Origin of the sequence: Reyranella sp. CPCC 100927, assembly GCF_007859315.1 — a bacterium.
Classification (GTDB): domain Bacteria; phylum Pseudomonadota; class Alphaproteobacteria; order Reyranellales; family Reyranellaceae; genus Vineibacter.
Genome location: NZ_VOHA01000010.1, coordinates 161,492 through 179,671 on the forward strand (window position 1 = coordinate 161,492; position 18,180 = coordinate 179,671).

The window sequence follows — 18,180 nt, forward strand, 5'->3', positions numbered from 1 at the left end:
GACTCAATGCGGAACATCCTTGGGGTCACCGCGCTCCGGCAGGCGCAGAGGCCGCTCATCCGCAGGTGCAGGCGGCGGTGATAGAGGCCTTCTCCGGGCAATCTCACCATAGTAGCCGTTGCGCCCAATCAAAGGACGGTGAGGCCGCCCTCCCGCCGTCGCAGGCCGACCCGGTACCGTGGGCGCCGCCGGGATGGGCGCATCGACGTCGCGCATATCGGCCGGCACCGGGCGGGCTGTCTGACCGGAAACAGCCGCCATCGATCGCCGTTCAACATAGGGCAGTGCGAACACGAACCCCACCGTCAGATAGTAGTAGTAGTTCAACGGTTCCGTATCGAGGGCCCAGCCCTTCACCGAGACAAGGACCACGAATGCCGTCATGGCAGTGCCGCACGCCGCGACATCCCGGAGCGGCCCGGGCTTGAGGCGGAACTGTACCCGCAAGCACGCGAATACCGCCAGGACCAGGCAAGCGACCAGGATTATGAAACCTACAGCGCCGAGTTCGACCATGGACTTCGCGTAGTAGTTTTCGACCATGCCGCCTTCGGCCGTCAGCAAGGCCGCTGTGCTCGGGTCAAATCCATGCCGCGCAGCGCCGGTATTGGCACCGACGCCGCGGCCGAAGATACCGCCCCGCTCCATCGCCTCGAGCATGCCGCCAACGGCGAGATCCTTGCCGTACGAGGCCGTCAGGTTTCCAACCTCACCGTAGATCTTGCTGCTGTCAAAACCGGAAAGCGAAAATGCCAGGATCAGCCCACCGCCAATGCCGATGATCCCTTGAACGAGTCCTCCGGCTCGAAACTTGAAAAACTGCACGATCAGGAAGATCAGCGGCATGAACAAGAAGTTGCCACGCGCGCCAGACGTGAAACCGGCGACCAGCCCGACGAACATGCTGAGCCAGATGAAGGCCCGCCAAGTGCGGTCCCGTTCGATCGCCAGCAGCATGAACATCGGAAACAGCATGAAGTAGCAGAACACGCCGTACTGCGAGTTGTATTGGAACGTGCCGGGAATTCGATACAGCTTGGCGCCGTAGCCCGAGAAGGATCCGAAATCCGAGGTCGCCAACGGCGCATAGGCACCGAAGATCATCCGCGCATAGGTTTCGTAGTCGGCGAAACTGGCGCACAGGAAGAGGAAAATGCCGACCGTCCAGGGAATCCAGGCCGTGACGAGCACCGCCCGCAGAAAATCCCGCAGGTCCAGTTCGGTGCGGACGAACGACGCCCCCACGATCAGCAGTGGGATATAGGACAGCCACACTTTGACGCCAATTCCGGCGACCATCATGTTGGGCACCGCCGGGTTGGCGGCCGCGAAGAGAACCACCAAAACCAGCAGCGCATAGGTGACGTAGAGTACGCCCGGTACCCGCCCGTAGTGCGCCTGCCGACCCATCAGGAAAAACGCCAGATAAAGCGGCAGGACCACCCCAACGTCGCGCACCAGCGGTCCCAACGGCGACGGGTAAAGAAGGGCCACGATCAAGCCCGTGAAGGGCGTGTAGGCAACGAGCCCGTACACGCCCCAGCGCCAATTGATCAGGATCCCGGCCCAGAAGGCCAGCACCAGAGGGGATGCCAGGAGTACCAATTCCATTGGAACGAATATATCCGTTGCCGCGGTCGACGATTAGGCGAGGGCCGACAAAATTCTCAAGCCGCGTGCCGCGCGAAGGCGCTGCCGGGGCGGAAACCGGCCAGAACCTGCAGTGCCCAGGCACGCCAGCCGCGCGTTCGTGCGTCATGGCCAGCCGGCATACCCAACCATGTGCGCACCGGCACCTGGAAACCGCGCTTGGGCCGGCCGGCCAGCATGTCGCGCACCGGCTGAGCCAGCAGCGGCGGCAGTTCCGCCTTGGTCACCGGCGGATCGGCCACGATGAGCGGCGCCAAGCCGCGGAAGAAGTCGACATCGACGAACGGCGTGCGGATTTCCAGTGAATGGGCCATGCCGGCCCAGTCGGCATCGCGCAACAGCTGATTGCGAAGGTAGAAGCTCAATTCCAGCGCCGCGACCCGGCCGTTGCCCGAACGCACGCCGTCGATGGCCGCGGCCAGGGCGGTCTGCGAGTCGAGGTCCGCCAGGCCCTGGCGCAGGTAGTCCGCATCCAGCAGCGCCGGCAATTCCCACGGCATGAAGAGACCGCGGCGCAACAGATAGGCGCCGCCGTAGGTGCCGCCATACTCCAGCACACCGGCATACTTGGGCGACGTGAAGCGGCGCAGCACCGGCTCGCTGATGACACGAAAGCCGCGCCCCAACGCTGCCAGCGGCCCCATGCGGTCGACCAGGCGTACCATCTCCGGCACCTGCCGGAAGCTCGGGTAACCGGCAAACACCTCATCGCCGCCAATGCCGGACAGCGCCACCTTGAGGCCGGTCGAGGCCGTGGCCTTGCTGACGAAGTAGACGTTGGTACCATCGATGGTCGGCTGGTCCATGGCCTGAAGCAGATGTGCCCGGGATGCGGCGAATTCCTCGCGCGCGATCCAGACCGTGCGATGGTCGGTCTGATGATGGGCAGCAATACGCGCCGCCAGTGTCGTCTCGTCGTTGTCGGTACCGCGATACTCATCGAAGCCCAGGGTCACGCTGCGCAGCGCCTTGTCCGACTGCGGTGCGGCAAACTGCGCGACCAGCGACGAATCGAACCCGGCCGACAGGAACATGCCGACAGGCACATCGGCCACCATGTGGTGTTTGACCGTATCGGCGATGTGCGCGCGCAGCGCCTCGATGCGGGCCTGGCCGGTGGGCGCCGGCTGGTCGCGTTCAGCCTCGGCCAGTACCGCGGCGATCGAATGGAAGCGACGCACCACCGGTGCCTGGCCCTGCACCACCGTCATGGTGTGGCCAGCCGGCAAAGCCCGAATGCCCTTGTACAGCGTGAAAGGCTCGGGCACCGAGCCCCACATCAGAAAGCCGACATCGGCGGCCGGTTCGGGCGTCGTGTCGATCGCGCCGCCGGCCAGCAGCGCTTTGACCTGGGACGCGAAGCGCACGCTGCGGCCGTCGTCGGCAATGTAGAGCGGCTTGATGCCGAACGGATCGCGGGCAAAAAACATGGTGCGCCGCTCACGATCCCAGATCGAGACGGCGTACATGCCGCGCAGCCGCTCGACCATCGCAGCGCCGTACATGTCGTAGAGGTGCAGCAGGACCTCGGTGTCGGACTGCGAGGCAAAACGGCGGCCGGCCGCTTCAAGCTCGTCCTTCAGCGCCCTGTAATTATAGATCTCGCCGTTGTAGTTGGCGACCAGGCGGCCGCCATCGAAGCTCATCGGCTGCCAGCCGCCCGGGCCGGGGTCGATGATCGCCAGCCGACGTTGCGCGAACAGGGCGGCGCCGTCGTCGCTGACCCAGACTCCCTCGCTGTCCGGGCCGCGCGCAGCCATAGCCGCCGACATACGGGCGATCAGCGCCTGATCATCAGGCCCGGGTCGGCCGCCATAGTGGAACAGACCGGCAATACCGCACACCGCAGCCTCTCTGCCACCCGGCCGACATACAATGGCAATAAATTGTAGTATTTTTAATAACTTATGCTAAGTACTTTGGACAAGCAATTTTTCTGCCAGCCCTCATGCGCATACTCCATTTGATCGCGACGCTCGCCCGCGAAAGCGGTGGCCCGGCGCAGGCCTGCCTTGAAATGGCGCGGGCCGTCGCAGCGCGCGGCCATGACGTCACGATCTGCACCACCAACTGGGCCAGCAAGGGAGTCGAGCCGGTCCCCACATCGGTGCCATTGCAACAAGATGGCGTGAACATCACCTACTACCCTGTTCATTTTCCACGATTCTGGAAACCGTCCCTGGCCATGGCCTCGGCCTTGCGTCGGGATATGTCAGGCTTCGATGTCGTGCACCTTCACTCCATCTACCTGTTCCACGATTGGCTGGGCGGACGCCTCTGCCGGCGCTTCGGCGTCCCCTACATCGTGCGGCCGCACGGCATGCTCGATCCCTACATCCGCGCCCGCCACCGCGGCCGCAAGCGGTTGCTGGAAGTCCTGTTCCAGGATCGCGTCCTGCGCCACGCCACCGCGATCCACTACACCAGCGACGTCGAGCGCGAGATCAGCCAGCCGTTCGACGGCGGCGCCCCGGCGCGTATCGTCCCCTTGGGCGTCAACCTCAACGGCTTCGACGTCCTGCCGCCGGCCGAGCGCTTCCATGAGCGTTTTCCCGAGACGCGCGGCAAACGGGTTGTGCTGTTCCTGAGCCGCCTTCACTTCAAGAAGGGACTCGATCTTCTGATCCCCGCGTTCGCGCGACTGGCCGCCGAGGATCCGTCGCTGCACCTGGTCATTGCCGGCCCGGACGACGGCATGCTCGACCAATGCAAGGCCTGGACTCGGCGTGACGGCGTACCCGATCGCGTGAGCTTCACCGGCATGCTGCGCGGCGAGGACAAGCTTGCAGCGTTCGCCGCCTCTTCGGTCTTCGCTCTGCCCTCCTACAGCGAGAATTTCGGCATCGCCGTCGTCGAGGCCATGGCCGCGGGCCTGCCGGTGGTGATCTCCGACCAGGTCAACATCTGGCGCGAAGTGCAGGCCGGCGGCGGTGCACTGGTCGTGCGCTGCGACGAGCAGAAGCTGACACTGGCGCTGGCCACGATATTGCGCGATGCGGCCCTGGCGGCCGACATGGCGCGCAAGGCACGCGACACGGTGCAGCACCTCTATCGCTGGGACAGCGTCGCGGTTGCACTGGAGAGCATGTACGAAGACGCTGCCGCGCGACGTGGTGGCGCACCGATCGCCGCGCCGGCGTGACCCTGCAAGGCGGATGACCACAGCGCAGTCACCGAAAGGTCGCTCGCGATGGCCGACGCGGCAACGCTAGTGGCGGGCGTCGCGCGGCAGGAGGCAATGCATGGCACGTAGCGTTCTGGTAGCGGGTGGTGCCGGTTTCATCGGCAGCCAGGTCTGCAAGCGTCTGGCCGCCGCAGGCATGGTTCCGGTTGCCTACGACACGCTGGAGAAGGGCCACGACTGGGCGGTCCGCTGGGGTCCGATGGAACGCGGCGATATCGGCGACGAAGCCCGGCTGACCGAAGTCTTCGCACGCCACAAGCCCGATGCCGTCATCCACCTCGCCGGTTACATCGAGGTCGGTGAATCGATGCGCGAGCCCGAGCGCTACTGGCACAACAACACGGTCAAGACCAAGACCCTGATCCAGTTCGCCGAGACCCATGGCGTCGAGCATTTCGTCTTCTCGAGCACCTGCGCCGTCTATGGTGCGCCGCGCACGCCGCGGCTGGCGGAGGGTCATCCGTTCAATCCCGCCAGCGTCTACGGCGAGACCAAGCTGGCGGTCGAGGAACTGTTGCGGGCACCCGAGCGACGGCTGCGCAGCATCGCCCTGCGCTATTTCAATGCTGCCGGCGCCGATCCGGACGGCGACGTCGGCGAAGCGCATGACCCCGAGTCGCACCTGATGCCGTTGGCCATCGATGCCATGCTGGGCACGGGCCGGCCACTGACGGTCTATGGTGGCGACTACGACACGCCCGACGGCACCGGCGTGCGCGATTTCGTCCATGTCGACGATCTGGCCGACGCGCATGTGCGCGCGCTCGGCTACCTCGCCAAGGGCGGCACGGCTACGGCGCTGAATGTCGGCAGCGGCCAGGGCTACAGCGTGCGCCAGCTCATCGACGCCACCGGTCGGCTCGCCGGCAGCAAGGTGCCGCACAGCATCGGGCCGCGCCGGGCGGGCGACGTCGCCAAGCTGGTGTGCGACACGACCTTGATCGAACGCGAACTCGGCTGGTCGCCGACCCATGGGCTGGAGGCCCAGATCGAACATGCCTTGCGCTGGCGCCGCAAGATGCCGCGACAGGCCCAGTCATAGCCATGGCCTGACCGCCAGATAGGCGCCCAGCGCCAGCAGGCCGATCATGAACCAGCGCCGGAATGTCTGCGGCTGCACGCGCTGCCGCAGATACTGGCCGACGAACATGCCGACCAACGACGGCGCCAACGCCAGCAGCGACGTGCCGGCAATGGACGGTGCCAGCACGCCATCGCGCAACAAGCCTGCCGCCAGCGCCAGGGTCGATACCGTGAAGGAAAGCCCCAGCGCCTGGATGAGTTCCTCCTTGTCGAGGTCCAGCGCCTGCAGATAGGGCACGGCCGGGATCACGAACACGCCGGTGGCGCCGGTCACCAACCCGGTGGCGGCACCGACCAGCGGCGACAGCCATGGCTCGGCGTTCGCCGGCACCCGAAACCGGATCGCGGCCAGGCCGACCAGCGCGTAGAGGACCAGGGCCACACCCAGCGCCACGGCGGCACGGCCGGTGGTGTCGGCCGTCAGCAGCCCCGCGCCAGCCCATGTTCCGACACAGACGCCGGCCATCATGGTCCACAGGCGGCGCACCAGCGGCCGCAGGCGCGGCCCTGCCAGCAGCTGCCAGACATTGGTGACGAAGGACGGAATGATCAGCAGTGCCGCGGCCTGCGCCGGCGCCATCACGGCGCCAAGCAATCCCATGGCCACGGTGGGCAGACCCAGGCCGATCACACCCTTCACGAAGCCGGCCAGCAGGAAGACCAGCGCCGTCACCACGAACAGTGTTGATAGATCCGACATGGCCTCGACTTGCCTCATGGCTGGCCAAGGCACAATGTGGAAGCCCCAAAGCGAGCCTTCGGCTGGAACGAAGGCTGCAAACCCGGAGGCGCTCCCGCCCATGCGCTTCGACCTGACCGACCTGCGCCTGTTCGTCCATGTCGCCGAGGCTGCCAGCATCACCCGCGGCGCTGCTCGCGCCAACATGGCCCTGGCGTCCGCCAGCGCCCGCATCCAGGGCATGGAGCAGACATTGGGCACGGCGCTGCTGCTGCGCGGGCGACGCGGTGTCACCTTGGCACCGGCCGGACATGCCCTGCTCCATCACGCGCGCATCGTGCTGCAGCAGGTCGAGCACATGCGCGGCGAGCTGGGCGCTTATGCCAGCGGGCTGCGTGGCCATGTGCGCCTGTGGTGCAACACGGCGGCGCTCTCCGAATTCCTGCCCGAAGCGCTGGCCGGCTATCTCACGCAGCATCCCAATGTCGACATCGACGTCGAAGAGCGGCCCAGCTACGCCATCGCGCAGGCGGTGATCGGTGGCCTTGCCGATATCGGCATCGTGGCCGACGTGACGGACCTGACCGGCCTGGAGACCCTGCCCTTCGCTCTGGATCGGCTGGTGGTGATCGTGCCGCGCCATCATCGCCTGGCGCGACGGCGCCAGATCGCCTTCCGCGAGGCGGCGCGCTATCCCTTCATCGGACTGGCGGCCGACAACCCGCTGCAGGAATACATCAACCGGCATGCGTCACGCACCGGCGGAGCGCCAAAGCAACGCGTCCAGATGCGCGATTTCGAATCGATCTGCCGGCTGGTCGCCCGCGGCGTGGGTGTGGGCATCGTGCCGCAGACGGCAGCGCGTCGATGCGATCGCGTCTTGCCGTTCGCGACCGTGCCGTTCACCGACGCCTGGGCGCTGCGGCGCCTGACCATCTGCGTGCGCCGCCTCGATGCCTTGCCCACACACGGCCAACAACTGGTGGCACACCTGAAGGCAAGCGCGATCGCAACCATGCCGCCCAGCACTCAGGGCAAGCACTGAGCAACGGCATGCGACGCTGGAAGATCATCCTGTCGACAGTGATCGCGGCAATTGTCGCTGTTGCTGCTCTTGGCCATCCCGTGCGGTGGACGGAAGCAGCCCTTCTGATGGTCGACATCGCAGCCGGCGGCGCGCATAGCCCCTGGCAGGACCTGACGTCGATGCCGACGTCGACGTCCGTACGGTGGACCATCGCCGATCGCACGATCGAGGCCGATCTCTACGCGCCGGCAAGCACCGCCCGTGCGGTCCTGCTCCTGGTGCCCGGTGCTGCCGTGCTGGGACGGACGGAGCCGCGGCTGGTGGCCCTGGCACGCTCCATCGCCCGTGCCGGCTTCATTGTCATGGTTCCCGAAGTGCCCGGGATGCGGCGGCTCGCGCTGTCACGCGCCGACGCCGACGTGCTGGCCGATGCGTTGCGCGCGCTGCATCCACGATATCCCCGGTTGCCGCTGGGCGTGATGGCGATCTCCTACGGTGTCGGACCGGCGGTGATCGCGACCCTGGAACCGGACATCAACGGCAAGGTTGATTTCATCGTCGGCATCGGCGCCTACCACAATACCGACGAAGTGATCCGCTTCATCACAACCGGCGCGTACCGGCGCATGGGAGACGGCCGCCTGCATCGCATGACACCCAACCGCTATGGCCGCTGGGCATTCCTCTCCGCCAACGCCGAGCGGTTGCCCGACCCGACGGATACCGACCTGCTGCGGCAGGCAGCCGAGCGCAAGCTCGCCGATCCGGCCGCGGCCACATCAGACCTGCGGGTGCATATGAGCAGCGACGCGCGTGCCGTGCTCGATCTGATGGAGAACGACGACCCCGATCGCGTGCCCGCGCTGTTGGCGGCGCTGCCCGAGCCGGTCCGCACGCACATCGATGCCCTGAACCTGGCGCTGCATGACCTGCGGTCCGTGAAAGCGAAACTGATCCTGATCCACGGTCGCGACGATCCGATGATACCGTTCACCGAGAGCGAGGCTCTGGCCGCAGCCGCACCGCACGGCACCGCGTCGCTCTATCTCATCGAGAGCATCGGCCATGTCGAGTTCGATTCGGTGAGCCTCGCCAACGCCTGGACCATGTGGTCGGCAACAAACCGCGTGCTGTTGCAGCGACGGCCGTGATCGATAGAGGCTAGAATTTCCTCATGGCGTGCTTAGCAAAGCTGTTTTGACCACGCTGGTGACAGGGTTGATCCTGAGTGCAGTCGTCATCCCGGAGGAAACCCATGACTGTAGCCAGCGGCGCCGCCGACACTGGGCACGTCGTTGCAGCGATCACCTTCATCGATCCGCTGAACGAGAAACCGTTTTCGTACACGTACGAACCGCCCGTGGGACGGCCATGGCGCAACGCGACCTACAGCGCGCACAACGTGGCGGTGCACGACGCGCGTCGACTGAACGAAGCGCCAACCCTCGACAGCGCCGGCTTCGCCCTGGCACCCAGCACCACGTCGGTCCGCGATTTCTATGACGACGCCGAAGTGCGGGCCACATATTACCCCGAGGTCGAGCGATTGGTTCTCGCTGCGACCGGCGCCGAACGGGTCGTCGTTTTTGATCACAACGTGCGCAACGCAGCCCGTGCGGCGCGCGGCGACAGCGACACCCGCGAGCCGGTCACGCGCGTGCACAACGACTACACCCTGACGTCGGCACCCAAGCGGCTGTTCGATCTGCTGCCGCCTGACGAAGCGCTGGCGCGGGTGAAGAACCGTTTCGCCATCGTCAACGTCTGGCGTCCCATCCGTGGGCCCGTGCAAAACGCGCCGCTGGCCGTGGCCGACGCCCGGTCGCTGACGCAGGACGACTTCATCGCCAGCGACCTGATTTTCCTCGACCGAATCGGCGAGACCTACGCCGTGAAACACGGATCGACGCAGCGCTGGTTCTACTACCCTCAGATGCGCCGCGACGAAGTGCTGTTTCTGAAATGCTACGATTCGGCGACCGACGGGCGCGCGCGGTTCACGGCTCACGGCGCCTTCGACGATCCCACGGCACCATCAGATGCGCCGCCGCGGGAAAGCATCGAGGCCCGCACCCTCGTGCTGTTTCCGCCCACGTCCTGACAACGGCGGCCGGCACCGGGCGTATCCTTTCGACACTCCCGGTGTCCGTATCGACATGTGACAGGCGGTCCGGATCCGGCTATGCTCGCCAGCAGTCAGGTCGCGGATGTGCGTGACCGGCGGCCGGATTGACCGTCAAGCCACGGATCGTCCACGGCCCCTCGAACTCCTTGTTCGGGAGGATCGCCTATGGCCACTATCCGTAATCCGATTGAATACGCCAACGACTCGCTGAAGGGTCTGGGACATGTGCTGGGCACAACGTTCCACGCCGTCGGCGGTGCTGATGAGACGCGCCATGCTGGGCCGCCCGCCGTCGCCCGCATCGGCATGACCGACCTGCGCGAGGCCCTCGCCAAGGGGCTCAACGACTTCGGCGCCTTCCGCACCGATGTGATCTTCCTCGTCCTGGTCTATCCCATCATCGGTCTCGTGCTGGCACGCGCGGCCTTCGGCCAGGACATGCTGCCGCTGCTCTTCCCGCTGGCCTCGGGCTTCGCGCTGGTCGGCCCCGTCGCGGCGGTCGGTCTCTACGAGATGAGCAAGCGGCGTGAAGAAGGCCACGAGATCAGCTGGGCTGATGCCTTCGGCGTGGTTCGCTCGCCCGCCTTCGGCGCCATCATGGTGCTGGGCCTGCTGCTGGTCGGCATCTTTGGCCTGTGGCTGTTCGCGGCGCAGCAGATCTACGATATGACGCTCGGCCCGGAGCCGCCGGCCTCATTCATGGCGTTCGCACGCGACGTGCTCACCACCAGTGCCGGCTGGACCATGATCGTGATCGGCGTCGGTGTCGGCTTCCTGTTCGCCGTGGTGGTGCTGGCGATCAGCGTCGTGTCATTCCCCCTGATGCTGGATCGCGGCACGGCACTCGACACGGCGGTCGGCACCTCCATCCGCGCGGTGAAGGCCAATCCCACGACCATGGCGGCCTGGGGCATGATCGTCGCCGGTGGCCTGGTGCTGGGATCGATCCCGCTGTTCATCGGCCTGATCATCGTGATGCCCGTGCTGGGACACGCGACATGGCATCTCTACCGGAAAATGGTGCCACGCTGATCCACGCATCTACTGCCGTTGAACACCGAGCTGGTCCGCAATCCGGCGCCAGAGGTCCTGCTCGGACCGAATGAACTGTACGAGCGCCGGACCGGATAGAGTGTCGGGGTACATCCCCAACGTACCCATCCGCTCCGCGATCTGAGGCGCGGATGCGGTACGGCCGATTTCTGCCGCCAGGCGACGGATGACATCATCAGGCGTGCCACGCGGCGCCACCAGCACGAACCAGCCGTCGACCACCATGTCGGGTACGGCTTCGACAACAGCGGGCACTGACGGATACTGCGCCAGCCGCTGGCGCGAGAAAACGGCGATCGGCTTCAGCCTGCCGGCGTCGACCATCGAGGCCAGCGCGGCCACACCGTCGGTCATCAACATCGCATCTCGGCTCAGCAGAGCCGAGATGGCGTTCGTGCTGCCGTTGAAGGCGACAGTGAAAAACTTGCCGCCGCTGCGGTGAACAAGCATCTCGGTCGCCAGATGCGGTACCGAGTTAATACCGGTAACCGCGACGGTCACGGTATCCGGCTGTGCCTTGGCCAAGGCCAACACGTCGGGCAGAGTCTGGGCTGGTGCGTGCGGCGCCGCCACCATCATCAACGGTGCCCGCGCCACCAACGCGACGGGCACGAAGTCCCTGTCGAAGTCGTACTGCATCTCCTTCATCGTGTGCGGTGCGACGGTAATCGCCGAGGCATGCACGACGCCCAGCGCATAGCCATCGCCGGGCAGGCGCTTCAGGGCGCCCAACGCGATGTTGCCGCCGGCACCGCCGCGCGCGTCGACGATGAATTGCTGCCCAAAGGATCGGCTCAGCTGGTCGGCCAGCAGGCGCGCCATGACGTCAGGTGCCGAGCCGGTCGCTGCCGTCACGATGATCCGCACCGGCTTGTCGGGCCAGGTTTGCGCCGAGGCGATAGCCGGAACACCCAGGAGCATCGCCGACCACAGCATCACCATGCGCGTGATCTTCATGACTGCTGCCCACCTGGCTGATGCCCCCAGGTGCTGAACCGTTCGAACCGGCCGGGCGTCCACGGCTGCGTGTCGATCCGCACGCCACCCCAGCCGAATTCAAGATCGAAACCCGATGGCGTGCGGCAGTAGAAGGACACCATGCGGTCATTGGGGTGCTGTCCCAGCGTGCGGGAAATCGGCACGCCAGCGGCGCGTGCCCGATCGTAGGCCAGGCCGACATCTTCCAGCGTCGCGGCTTCGACCATGACGTGGTTGAGCCGCTTGGGCAGCGATACCGGCAGGCCGGCGTACGCGATCGAATGGTGGCGCGGATTGAGGTGCAGGAATGCCACGGTGACCGACATGGGGCCGATCTTGTCGTGGATGTGATCGCTAATCCCGGCACCGAGGAAATCGGCACAGAAGGCTTCGCTGGCCGCCAGGTCGGTTGTGCCCAGCACGATGTGTCCCAGGCCACCATCGCCGGTCACGAAGCCACCTTCGACCAACGGCGAGCGGAACGGCGTTGGCGCCGACTGTACCTCAACGGCAAGCTCAAACGGCGTTCCGTTGGGATCGCAGAAGCGGAAAAATCGTGTCACGCCGCGCAACGCCGCCTCGCTATCGCTGCCGGAGGACACGGAAATGCCGGCGTCACGCAGCCGGGCGACCCGCTGGTCGAGTTCCCCGTCGGAGTCGACCTCGAAGCCGGCGAAGGCCAAGTCATCCCGGACGCCGGGAACAACGAGAATACGCCGCGCCCGTTCGTCGAACCGAAAGGCGCATGCATCGTTCACGGCCTCGACGTCGAAGCCGCAGATCTCACGGGCGAACGCCGCCCACGCCGGCACATCAGACGCCTCGATGCCGATATACCCCAGACGCGTCATGGGCATGCTCCTGTCGAAACGGGGTGCCTGGCCTCGCCGGCGGCATCGCGGCCAGCAACGCCACGCACCCGATTGATCAGCGCCTCCAGGTTTGCCGGCAGGTCCTGGCCGCGCCAGGCAACGCGTTGGTCCGGACGCACCAGGACCAGCGGCTGATCGTAGAGAGCCACGACCTGTGGTTCGGCGCTGATATCGATCACTGTCAACGGCAGGCCATGTCGTTGCGCTGCCACCCGGAACACAGCGGCGCTCTGCAGTTCGCCGTGAACGACCAGGGTGAAATCGGGTCCGAAGCGGTCATGCAGCCAGGCACCATCGCGCAGCTGGACTTGCGGCGCCCGGCAACCCGGCGTCGTCGACGGTACATACCGGTCGATCTCGAACACCGGTAGCCGTGCCGCGTCGTAGGCGATGACCGGCGAGCCCGCGTAGACGATCCCAAAATTGAGACCGACAGGATTGAATTGCTGGATCTCGGTTGCGAGCAACGTGGCGCCAAAGTCGCGGCGCGCCCGTTCGCCAGCCGCGCCGTCGGCCTCGAGCGCATCCGGCAACTTGACCGCCTGCTGGTTGGCGAACAATTGTCGGGCGGCACGCGACACCTGCTCCCCGATCGGACGACGCTCGGCTTCGTAGGCATCGAGCAGCGCCGGCACTGCCCAGCCCTTGATGACGGCGGCCAACATCCAGCCCAGCGAAACGGCGTCTTCGATGCCGGCGTTCATGCCGAAACCGCCATAGGGAATCCAGAGATGCGCCGCGTCACCGGCGAGGAAGACGTTGCCGACCCGATACCGGTCAGCCACCAGGCGGCGTCCTGTCCAGTCCTCGGCGGCGATCACGTCGAGGTCCACCGATGCGCCGAGAACCTGATCGATCACGGCGCGCGTATCGACCGCACCGAACGCTTCGTCACGTCGCAGCGTGCAGTGGCACAGCCAGAGCGAATCGCCGTCCAGCGCGATGACATTCCCGCGCCGCTCGCCATTGATGATCCAGGTCATCCATGCCGACGCCCGGGGCAGACGCGCCTTGAGGTCGCGAGAGCGCAGAAAGACCGAGCGCGTGCGGGACAGGTTGTCGTCGCCGTGAAGCTTCACGCCGATGGCCTTGCGCACCGCACTACGAGCGCCATCGCAACCCACCACGAACCGCGCCCGCAACCAGCGCCGCTCGCCGGTGCCGGGGTGCCGCAGGCCCGCTTCGACATCGGTGCCGCGATCCGTCAATGCAACGAGTTCGGAGTCACTGTCGACCCTCACGCCCAGCACACTGCTGGCGTGGGTGCGCAGAACCGGCTCGAGGTATAGTTGGCTGATCCGGTGCTGTGGCTCCGGCGTCGGCCAGGCGTCATCGAGTGCCCGGTCCTCGCCGCGATGCCGTTGCGACCACGACGGCATCGCAATGCGGCCCAGTTCGTGGCCGAGATAGCGCGTTGCATAGGCGATATCACCAGGATGGTCCGCCGGTAAACCGGCCTGTCTCACCTGTTGCGCCACGCCCAGCCGGCGGAAGATCTCCATGCTGCGCGCGCTGGTCGTATTGCACTTCGGATGGGCGGGAGCATCGGCCGGACGGGCTTCCACGACACGGCAGGAGATCCCGCGCGTGGCGAGATCCATCGCCAGGGTCAAACCGACCGGCCCAGCGCCGACGATCAGGACATCGCAATCATATGCGGTGGTCGCGGGCCGAACTGTGCTCATCGCAGCGCCTTGATCTCGTTTCCTCGGCGCCGGACGTACTCCCGGGACAGTTGCCCGGGAAATCCAAAGTCGTCATCGTAGTATCAACTGGATAAATACCTCATCCCTCTTGCATCACCCGGCTTGCTATGAGGAAGACATGAACCTGCGGCGCATCAATCTCAATCTGATGCCGGTTCTGCGCGAACTGCTGCGAACCCGCAACGTGACGCGTGCCAGCGAGCGGCTCGGCCTGACGCAATCGGCAACCAGTGCGGCGCTGGGCCGGCTTCGCGTGCTCCTGCAGGACGACCTGCTGGTCATGGCCGGCCGCCGCATGCAGTTGACGGAAGCCGCGCAGCGGCTGGTCGCTCCCTTGGAGGAAGCACTGGCGGCGCTGGAGCATGTCGTCGCGGCGCCAACCTTCGATCCAAGCAAGCTCGAGCGACGCTTTGTCATCGCAACCGCCGACTACGTGTCGTTCCTGCTGGCTGGTGCTGTCGTTCACCGGATCGCCCGCGATGCGCCGCGCTGTTCAGTTCAGTTCATCGACATTCCGGCCAGCTACCTGGCGCGCATGCGGATGGGCGAGATCGACCTTCTGCTGGCGCCCGATCTCGGCATCAGCCGGCAGCCCGGCGTCAGGGCCATGCCCCTCGTTCGCGACCGCATGGTCTGCATCGCCGCCCGTGGACACCCCGGTATCGGCAAAAGCCTCGACCGCCGGACATACCTTCACCTGCCGCATGCAACCTTTCGCGTCAGCGACGGCAACGCAGCCAGCTTCGAGCAGACCATGTTGCATCGTCAGCACGTGCAGCAGAACAACGTGGTCTTTGTCCCCAATTTCATGCTGCTGCCGCAGATCGTTGCGCAAACCGAGTGCATCGCCCTCGTCCACCGCAAGCTCGCCGAACGTTTCACCGCCATGGCGGCGATCCGGCTACTCGAACCGCCGCTGCGGGTACCCGACATCGAGATCGCGGCATTCTGGACGGCAAGTCAGGACCGCGACCCGGTCCACCGTTGGCTGCGTGGGATTCTCAAGGACGCGGCGCTCTCGTAGAGAGTCGCCGCGCCCCCACAAGCCTTACAACCCGAGTTTCGCCGCCAGCCCGATACGCTGCAGCTTGCCGGTCGCGCCCTTGGGGATCTCGGGCAGAAACACCACCTTGCGCGGCACCTTGAATGCCGCCAGGCGGCCCCCCACGAACTCACGCAGTTCCTTTTCGCTGACGTTCTTGCCCTCGCGCAGCACCACGGCGGCGGCGACCTCCTCGCCGAGCTTGTCGTGCGGCATGGCGAACGTGACCACCTGCTGCACGGCAGGGTGGTCCATCAGGACTTCGTCGACCTCGCGCGGCGAGACCTTCTCGCCGCCGCGGTTGATGATCTCCTTCAGCCGGCCGGTGATGCTGACGTAGCCCTCGCCGTCCATGACGCCCTGGTCGCCGGTCCGGAACCAGCCGCCGGTGAACGCTTCGCCGTTGGCCTTGGGATTGTTCTCGTAGCCGGCCGTGACGTTGGCGCCGCGGATCACGATCTCGCCGGTCGCGTTGGCCGGCAGCAGCGTGCCCGCTTCGTCCATGATCGCGATCTCGGGGCCAGCGGCGACGCCCACAGTCCCCGGCTTGCGGGTAGCCGGCGGCAGCGGGTTGCTCGCCATCTGGTGCGAGGCCTCGGTCATCCCATAGGCCTCGACGACGGGCGCATTGAACGTTGCTTCGAGTTCGGCGATGACCTGCGGTGGCAGCGACGACGATGACGAGCGCACGAACCGCAGCGGCGTTTGGGTAATGATGGTCTTGTTCTGCGTCGCGCGCGTGAGGATCGCCTGGTGCATGGTGGGCACCGCCGTATACCAGGTCGGTTTGGCCTCCTGCATCCAGGCAAAGAAGCGCAAGGCATTGAATCCGGTTGTGCAGAACACCGAGCTGCCGGCCGAGAACGGCGCCAGCAAGCCCGCCATTAGGCCGTGGATATGGAACAGCGGCATGATGTTCAGGCCGCGATCGCCCGTGCTAAACCGCAACGTCTCTGCGATGTTGCCGGCCGATGCGCAGATGTTGCGCTGGGCCAGCGGCACGATCTTGGGCCGCGATGTCGTACCGGACGTGTGCAGGATCAGCGCGACATCGTCCGGATCAGCATAGCGGCCATTGTTGACAGAATCACCGCCGGCGCGGTCGCCCAACGTGAACGACCCGGCGCCCTGCGCCGGATCCGCAGCGAGTTCAATCACCGGCACGCCGAGCTTGCGCGCGACAGCGACCGCCGGCGATTCGCTGCCCTTGTCGACCACCAGCGCCTTGGCATTGATGTCGGACATGTAGAACTCGAATTCGTCGGCCCGATAGGCGGGATTCAAAGGCGCGGCCGTGGCACCCGAGGCGATCGCGACAAAGGCCGTTGCCATCTCCGGCCCATTGGGTAGCACGATGGCTACGCGATCGTTGCGACCGATACCCATGCCATTGAGCACGCCGAGGCTGCGATCGACGAGTGCCCGCAGACCGGCATAGGAGAGCGGCGGTATACCGGGTGCCGCGATCGCCACGTCGGCATCGGCGCCCTTGGCCAGCAGTTCCCGCAGTGTCGATACTCGCGTCATGTCATGCCCTCTCGATCATTGGTGTCATTGCGGGTCCGAAGGCCCGTAAGGTGTTACGCTGGCTCAATCCTTAGCCGCCCCTTGCCCGCCTGCAGCGAGGCGGCCAGCAGGCTGGTGCAGGCGTAGACCGCATCGATGTGCGGCGTCGGCGTTTGCGTGATGCGGCCCAGTTCGACGACCGAACCGACAAGTGCCTCCACCTCGATGACGCGCCCCGCCTCGACATCCTGCAGCATCGAGGTCTTGTGCGCGCCGACAGCCTCGGCACCGGCAATGCGCTTCTCGAGCGACACCCGGAAGCGGATGCCGAGCTTCTCGCCGACGGCCTGCGCCTCCTGCATCATCTTCGCCGCCAGGTCCCGCGTCAGCGGAAAGCGGCAGATGTCGACCAGAGTCGCATGCGTGAGCGCGCTCAGCGGGTTGAAGCTCAGGTTGCCCCACAGCTTGGTCCACAACTCGGCCCGGATGTCGGAGATGACAGGCGCCTTGAAACCTGCCTTGCGCAGGGCATCCGACACCGCCTTGATCCGCGCCGTCTCGCTGCCGTCGATTTCGGCGACCGAGAACCGGTTGCCTTCGATGTGCTTGATCACACCCGGCGCCGTGATCTCCGCCGCCGGATAGACCACGGAGCCGATGACCCGTTCGATCGGCAGGTTGTCGGCGATGACGCCACCAGGATCGACTGACTGCAGCCGCGTGCCCTCGTGGGCGCCGGCCTGCTTCATGAAGTACCACCAGGGGATGCCGTTCTGCGCCGTCATCACCATGGTATCGGCGCCGTACAGGGCCGGCAGGTCGCGCACGACGGCGGCCACCTGGTGCGCTTTCATGCCCAGGATCACAAGATCCTGTTCGCCGGCTTCGGCAATCTTGTCAGTCGCCGCCACTTTGGCCACGGTCTCCTGCCCGTCCTCGCCGATCAGGCGCAGACCATTGGCGCGGATTGCCGCCAGATGCGGACCACGCGCGATCAGGGTCACCTGTTCGCCAGCCTCGGCCAGCCGGACTCCCAGCAACCCGCCAATGGCCCCGGCGCCTACCACACAAATCTTCATCGCGGCTCCCGGTCGCACGGCGCGCAACGCGCGCCTGCGCCGCACTTAATCACGTCAGGGACGCCCGCTAAAGCCCTGCTGTGGCATCTGACTTATGACGACGGGGCGATCGTGGCGCCATCGGCAGCACTTCTGGCCGCTGCCGCCAACGCTATTGCCGGCGGTGGCGATCTTCGTTGTCTCCGGTGCGGTCTCA

General features: G+C 66.0%; 15 protein-coding genes. 7 read left to right on the plus strand and 8 right to left on the minus strand.

Features of this window, described 5'->3' with window-relative positions; all coding sequences use genetic code 11:
* Window positions 1-3: 3 nt before the first annotated feature.
* Window positions 4-1,611, minus strand: coding sequence for a hypothetical protein (locus FQU96_RS24940; RefSeq protein ID WP_146544065.1), 1,608 nt, complete (start codon window positions 1,609-1,611; stop codon window positions 4-6).
* 56 nt (window positions 1,612-1,667) lie between these two features.
* The gene (gene asnB / locus FQU96_RS24945) at window positions 1,668-3,494 is read right to left on the minus strand and encodes an asparagine synthase (glutamine-hydrolyzing) (RefSeq protein ID WP_178130689.1); all 1,827 of its coding nucleotides are present in this window, start codon (window positions 3,492-3,494) and stop codon (window positions 1,668-1,670) included.
* A 104-nt stretch (window positions 3,495-3,598) separates the two neighbouring features.
* On the opposite strand from asnB, the gene FQU96_RS24950 reads away from it, so the two are divergent.
* Window positions 3,599-4,792 carry a glycosyltransferase gene (locus tag FQU96_RS24950; protein WP_146544067.1) on the plus strand — a complete coding sequence of 398 codons (1,194 nt, stop codon included), beginning with the start codon at window positions 3,599-3,601 and terminating at the stop codon, window positions 4,790-4,792.
* Between the two features lie 100 nt (window positions 4,793-4,892).
* Window positions 4,893-5,876, plus strand: a complete 984-nt coding sequence (galE, locus tag FQU96_RS24955; RefSeq protein ID WP_146544068.1) for a UDP-glucose 4-epimerase GalE — start codon at window positions 4,893-4,895, stop codon at window positions 5,874-5,876.
* Here the strand turns inward: galE and FQU96_RS24960 are convergent.
* Window positions 5,871-6,617 (minus strand): sulfite exporter TauE/SafE family protein, encoded by a 747-nt coding sequence (locus tag FQU96_RS24960; protein WP_146544069.1) that lies wholly within the window; start codon window positions 6,615-6,617, stop codon window positions 5,871-5,873. The two genes, galE and FQU96_RS24960, sit on opposite strands and share 6 nt — an antisense overlap.
* Before the next feature lie 100 nt (window positions 6,618-6,717).
* On the opposite strand from FQU96_RS24960, the gene FQU96_RS24965 reads away from it, so the two are divergent.
* The 4 genes from FQU96_RS24965 to FQU96_RS24980 all read left to right on the plus strand — a co-directional run bounded on the left by FQU96_RS24965 (window position 6,718) and on the right by FQU96_RS24980 (window position 10,780).
* Window positions 6,718-7,641 (plus strand): LysR family transcriptional regulator, encoded by a 924-nt coding sequence (locus FQU96_RS24965; RefSeq protein WP_146544070.1) that lies wholly within the window; start codon window positions 6,718-6,720, stop codon window positions 7,639-7,641.
* A gap of 8 nt (window positions 7,642-7,649) precedes the next feature.
* On the plus strand, window positions 7,650-8,774 hold the full coding sequence (locus FQU96_RS24970; RefSeq protein ID WP_146544071.1) for an RNA methyltransferase: 1,125 nt from the start codon (window positions 7,650-7,652) through the stop codon (window positions 8,772-8,774).
* Between the two features lie 104 nt (window positions 8,775-8,878).
* A complete protein-coding gene (locus FQU96_RS24975; protein WP_146544072.1) occupies window positions 8,879-9,724 on the plus strand; it encodes a CmcJ/NvfI family oxidoreductase in 846 nt (281 codons plus the stop codon).
* Window positions 9,725-9,913: 189 nt separating this feature from the next.
* Window positions 9,914-10,780, plus strand: coding sequence for a DUF2189 domain-containing protein (locus FQU96_RS24980; RefSeq protein WP_146544073.1), 867 nt, complete (start codon window positions 9,914-9,916; stop codon window positions 10,778-10,780).
* A gap of 9 nt (window positions 10,781-10,789) precedes the next feature.
* On the opposite strand, the gene FQU96_RS24985 is transcribed toward FQU96_RS24980, so the two are convergent.
* The 3 genes from FQU96_RS24985 to FQU96_RS24995 are packed head-to-tail and all read right to left on the minus strand — an operon-like array spanning window position 10,790 to window position 14,336.
* On the minus strand, window positions 10,790-11,758 hold the full coding sequence (locus FQU96_RS24985) for a tripartite tricarboxylate transporter substrate binding protein (RefSeq protein WP_146544074.1): 969 nt from the start codon (window positions 11,756-11,758) through the stop codon (window positions 10,790-10,792).
* Complete coding sequence (locus tag FQU96_RS24990) at window positions 11,755-12,630, minus strand: VOC family protein (RefSeq protein ID WP_178130690.1); 876 nt, start codon at window positions 12,628-12,630, stop codon at window positions 11,755-11,757. Before FQU96_RS24990 ends, FQU96_RS24985 begins: the two co-directional genes overlap by 4 nt.
* Window positions 12,627-14,336 carry an FAD-dependent monooxygenase gene (locus tag FQU96_RS24995; RefSeq protein WP_146544076.1) on the minus strand — a complete coding sequence of 570 codons (1,710 nt, stop codon included), beginning with the start codon at window positions 14,334-14,336 and terminating at the stop codon, window positions 12,627-12,629. The genes FQU96_RS24990 and FQU96_RS24995 overlap by 4 nt, the downstream gene beginning before the upstream one ends.
* A 139-nt stretch (window positions 14,337-14,475) precedes the next feature.
* On the opposite strand from FQU96_RS24995, the gene FQU96_RS25000 reads away from it, so the two are divergent.
* The gene (locus FQU96_RS25000) at window positions 14,476-15,381 is read left to right on the plus strand and encodes a LysR family transcriptional regulator (RefSeq protein WP_146544077.1); all 906 of its coding nucleotides are present in this window, start codon (window positions 14,476-14,478) and stop codon (window positions 15,379-15,381) included.
* 24 nt (window positions 15,382-15,405) lie between these two features.
* Here FQU96_RS25000 and FQU96_RS25005 read toward each other — a convergent pair whose 3' ends face one another.
* Entirely contained in the window at window positions 15,406-16,926 is a 1,521-nt protein-coding gene (locus FQU96_RS25005) for an acyl--CoA ligase (protein ID WP_146544078.1), read from the minus strand.
* 53 nt (window positions 16,927-16,979) lie between these two features.
* Window positions 16,980-17,984 (minus strand): 2-dehydropantoate 2-reductase, encoded by a 1,005-nt coding sequence (locus tag FQU96_RS25010; protein ID WP_146544079.1) that lies wholly within the window; start codon window positions 17,982-17,984, stop codon window positions 16,980-16,982.
* Window positions 17,985-18,180 lie beyond the last annotated feature (196 nt).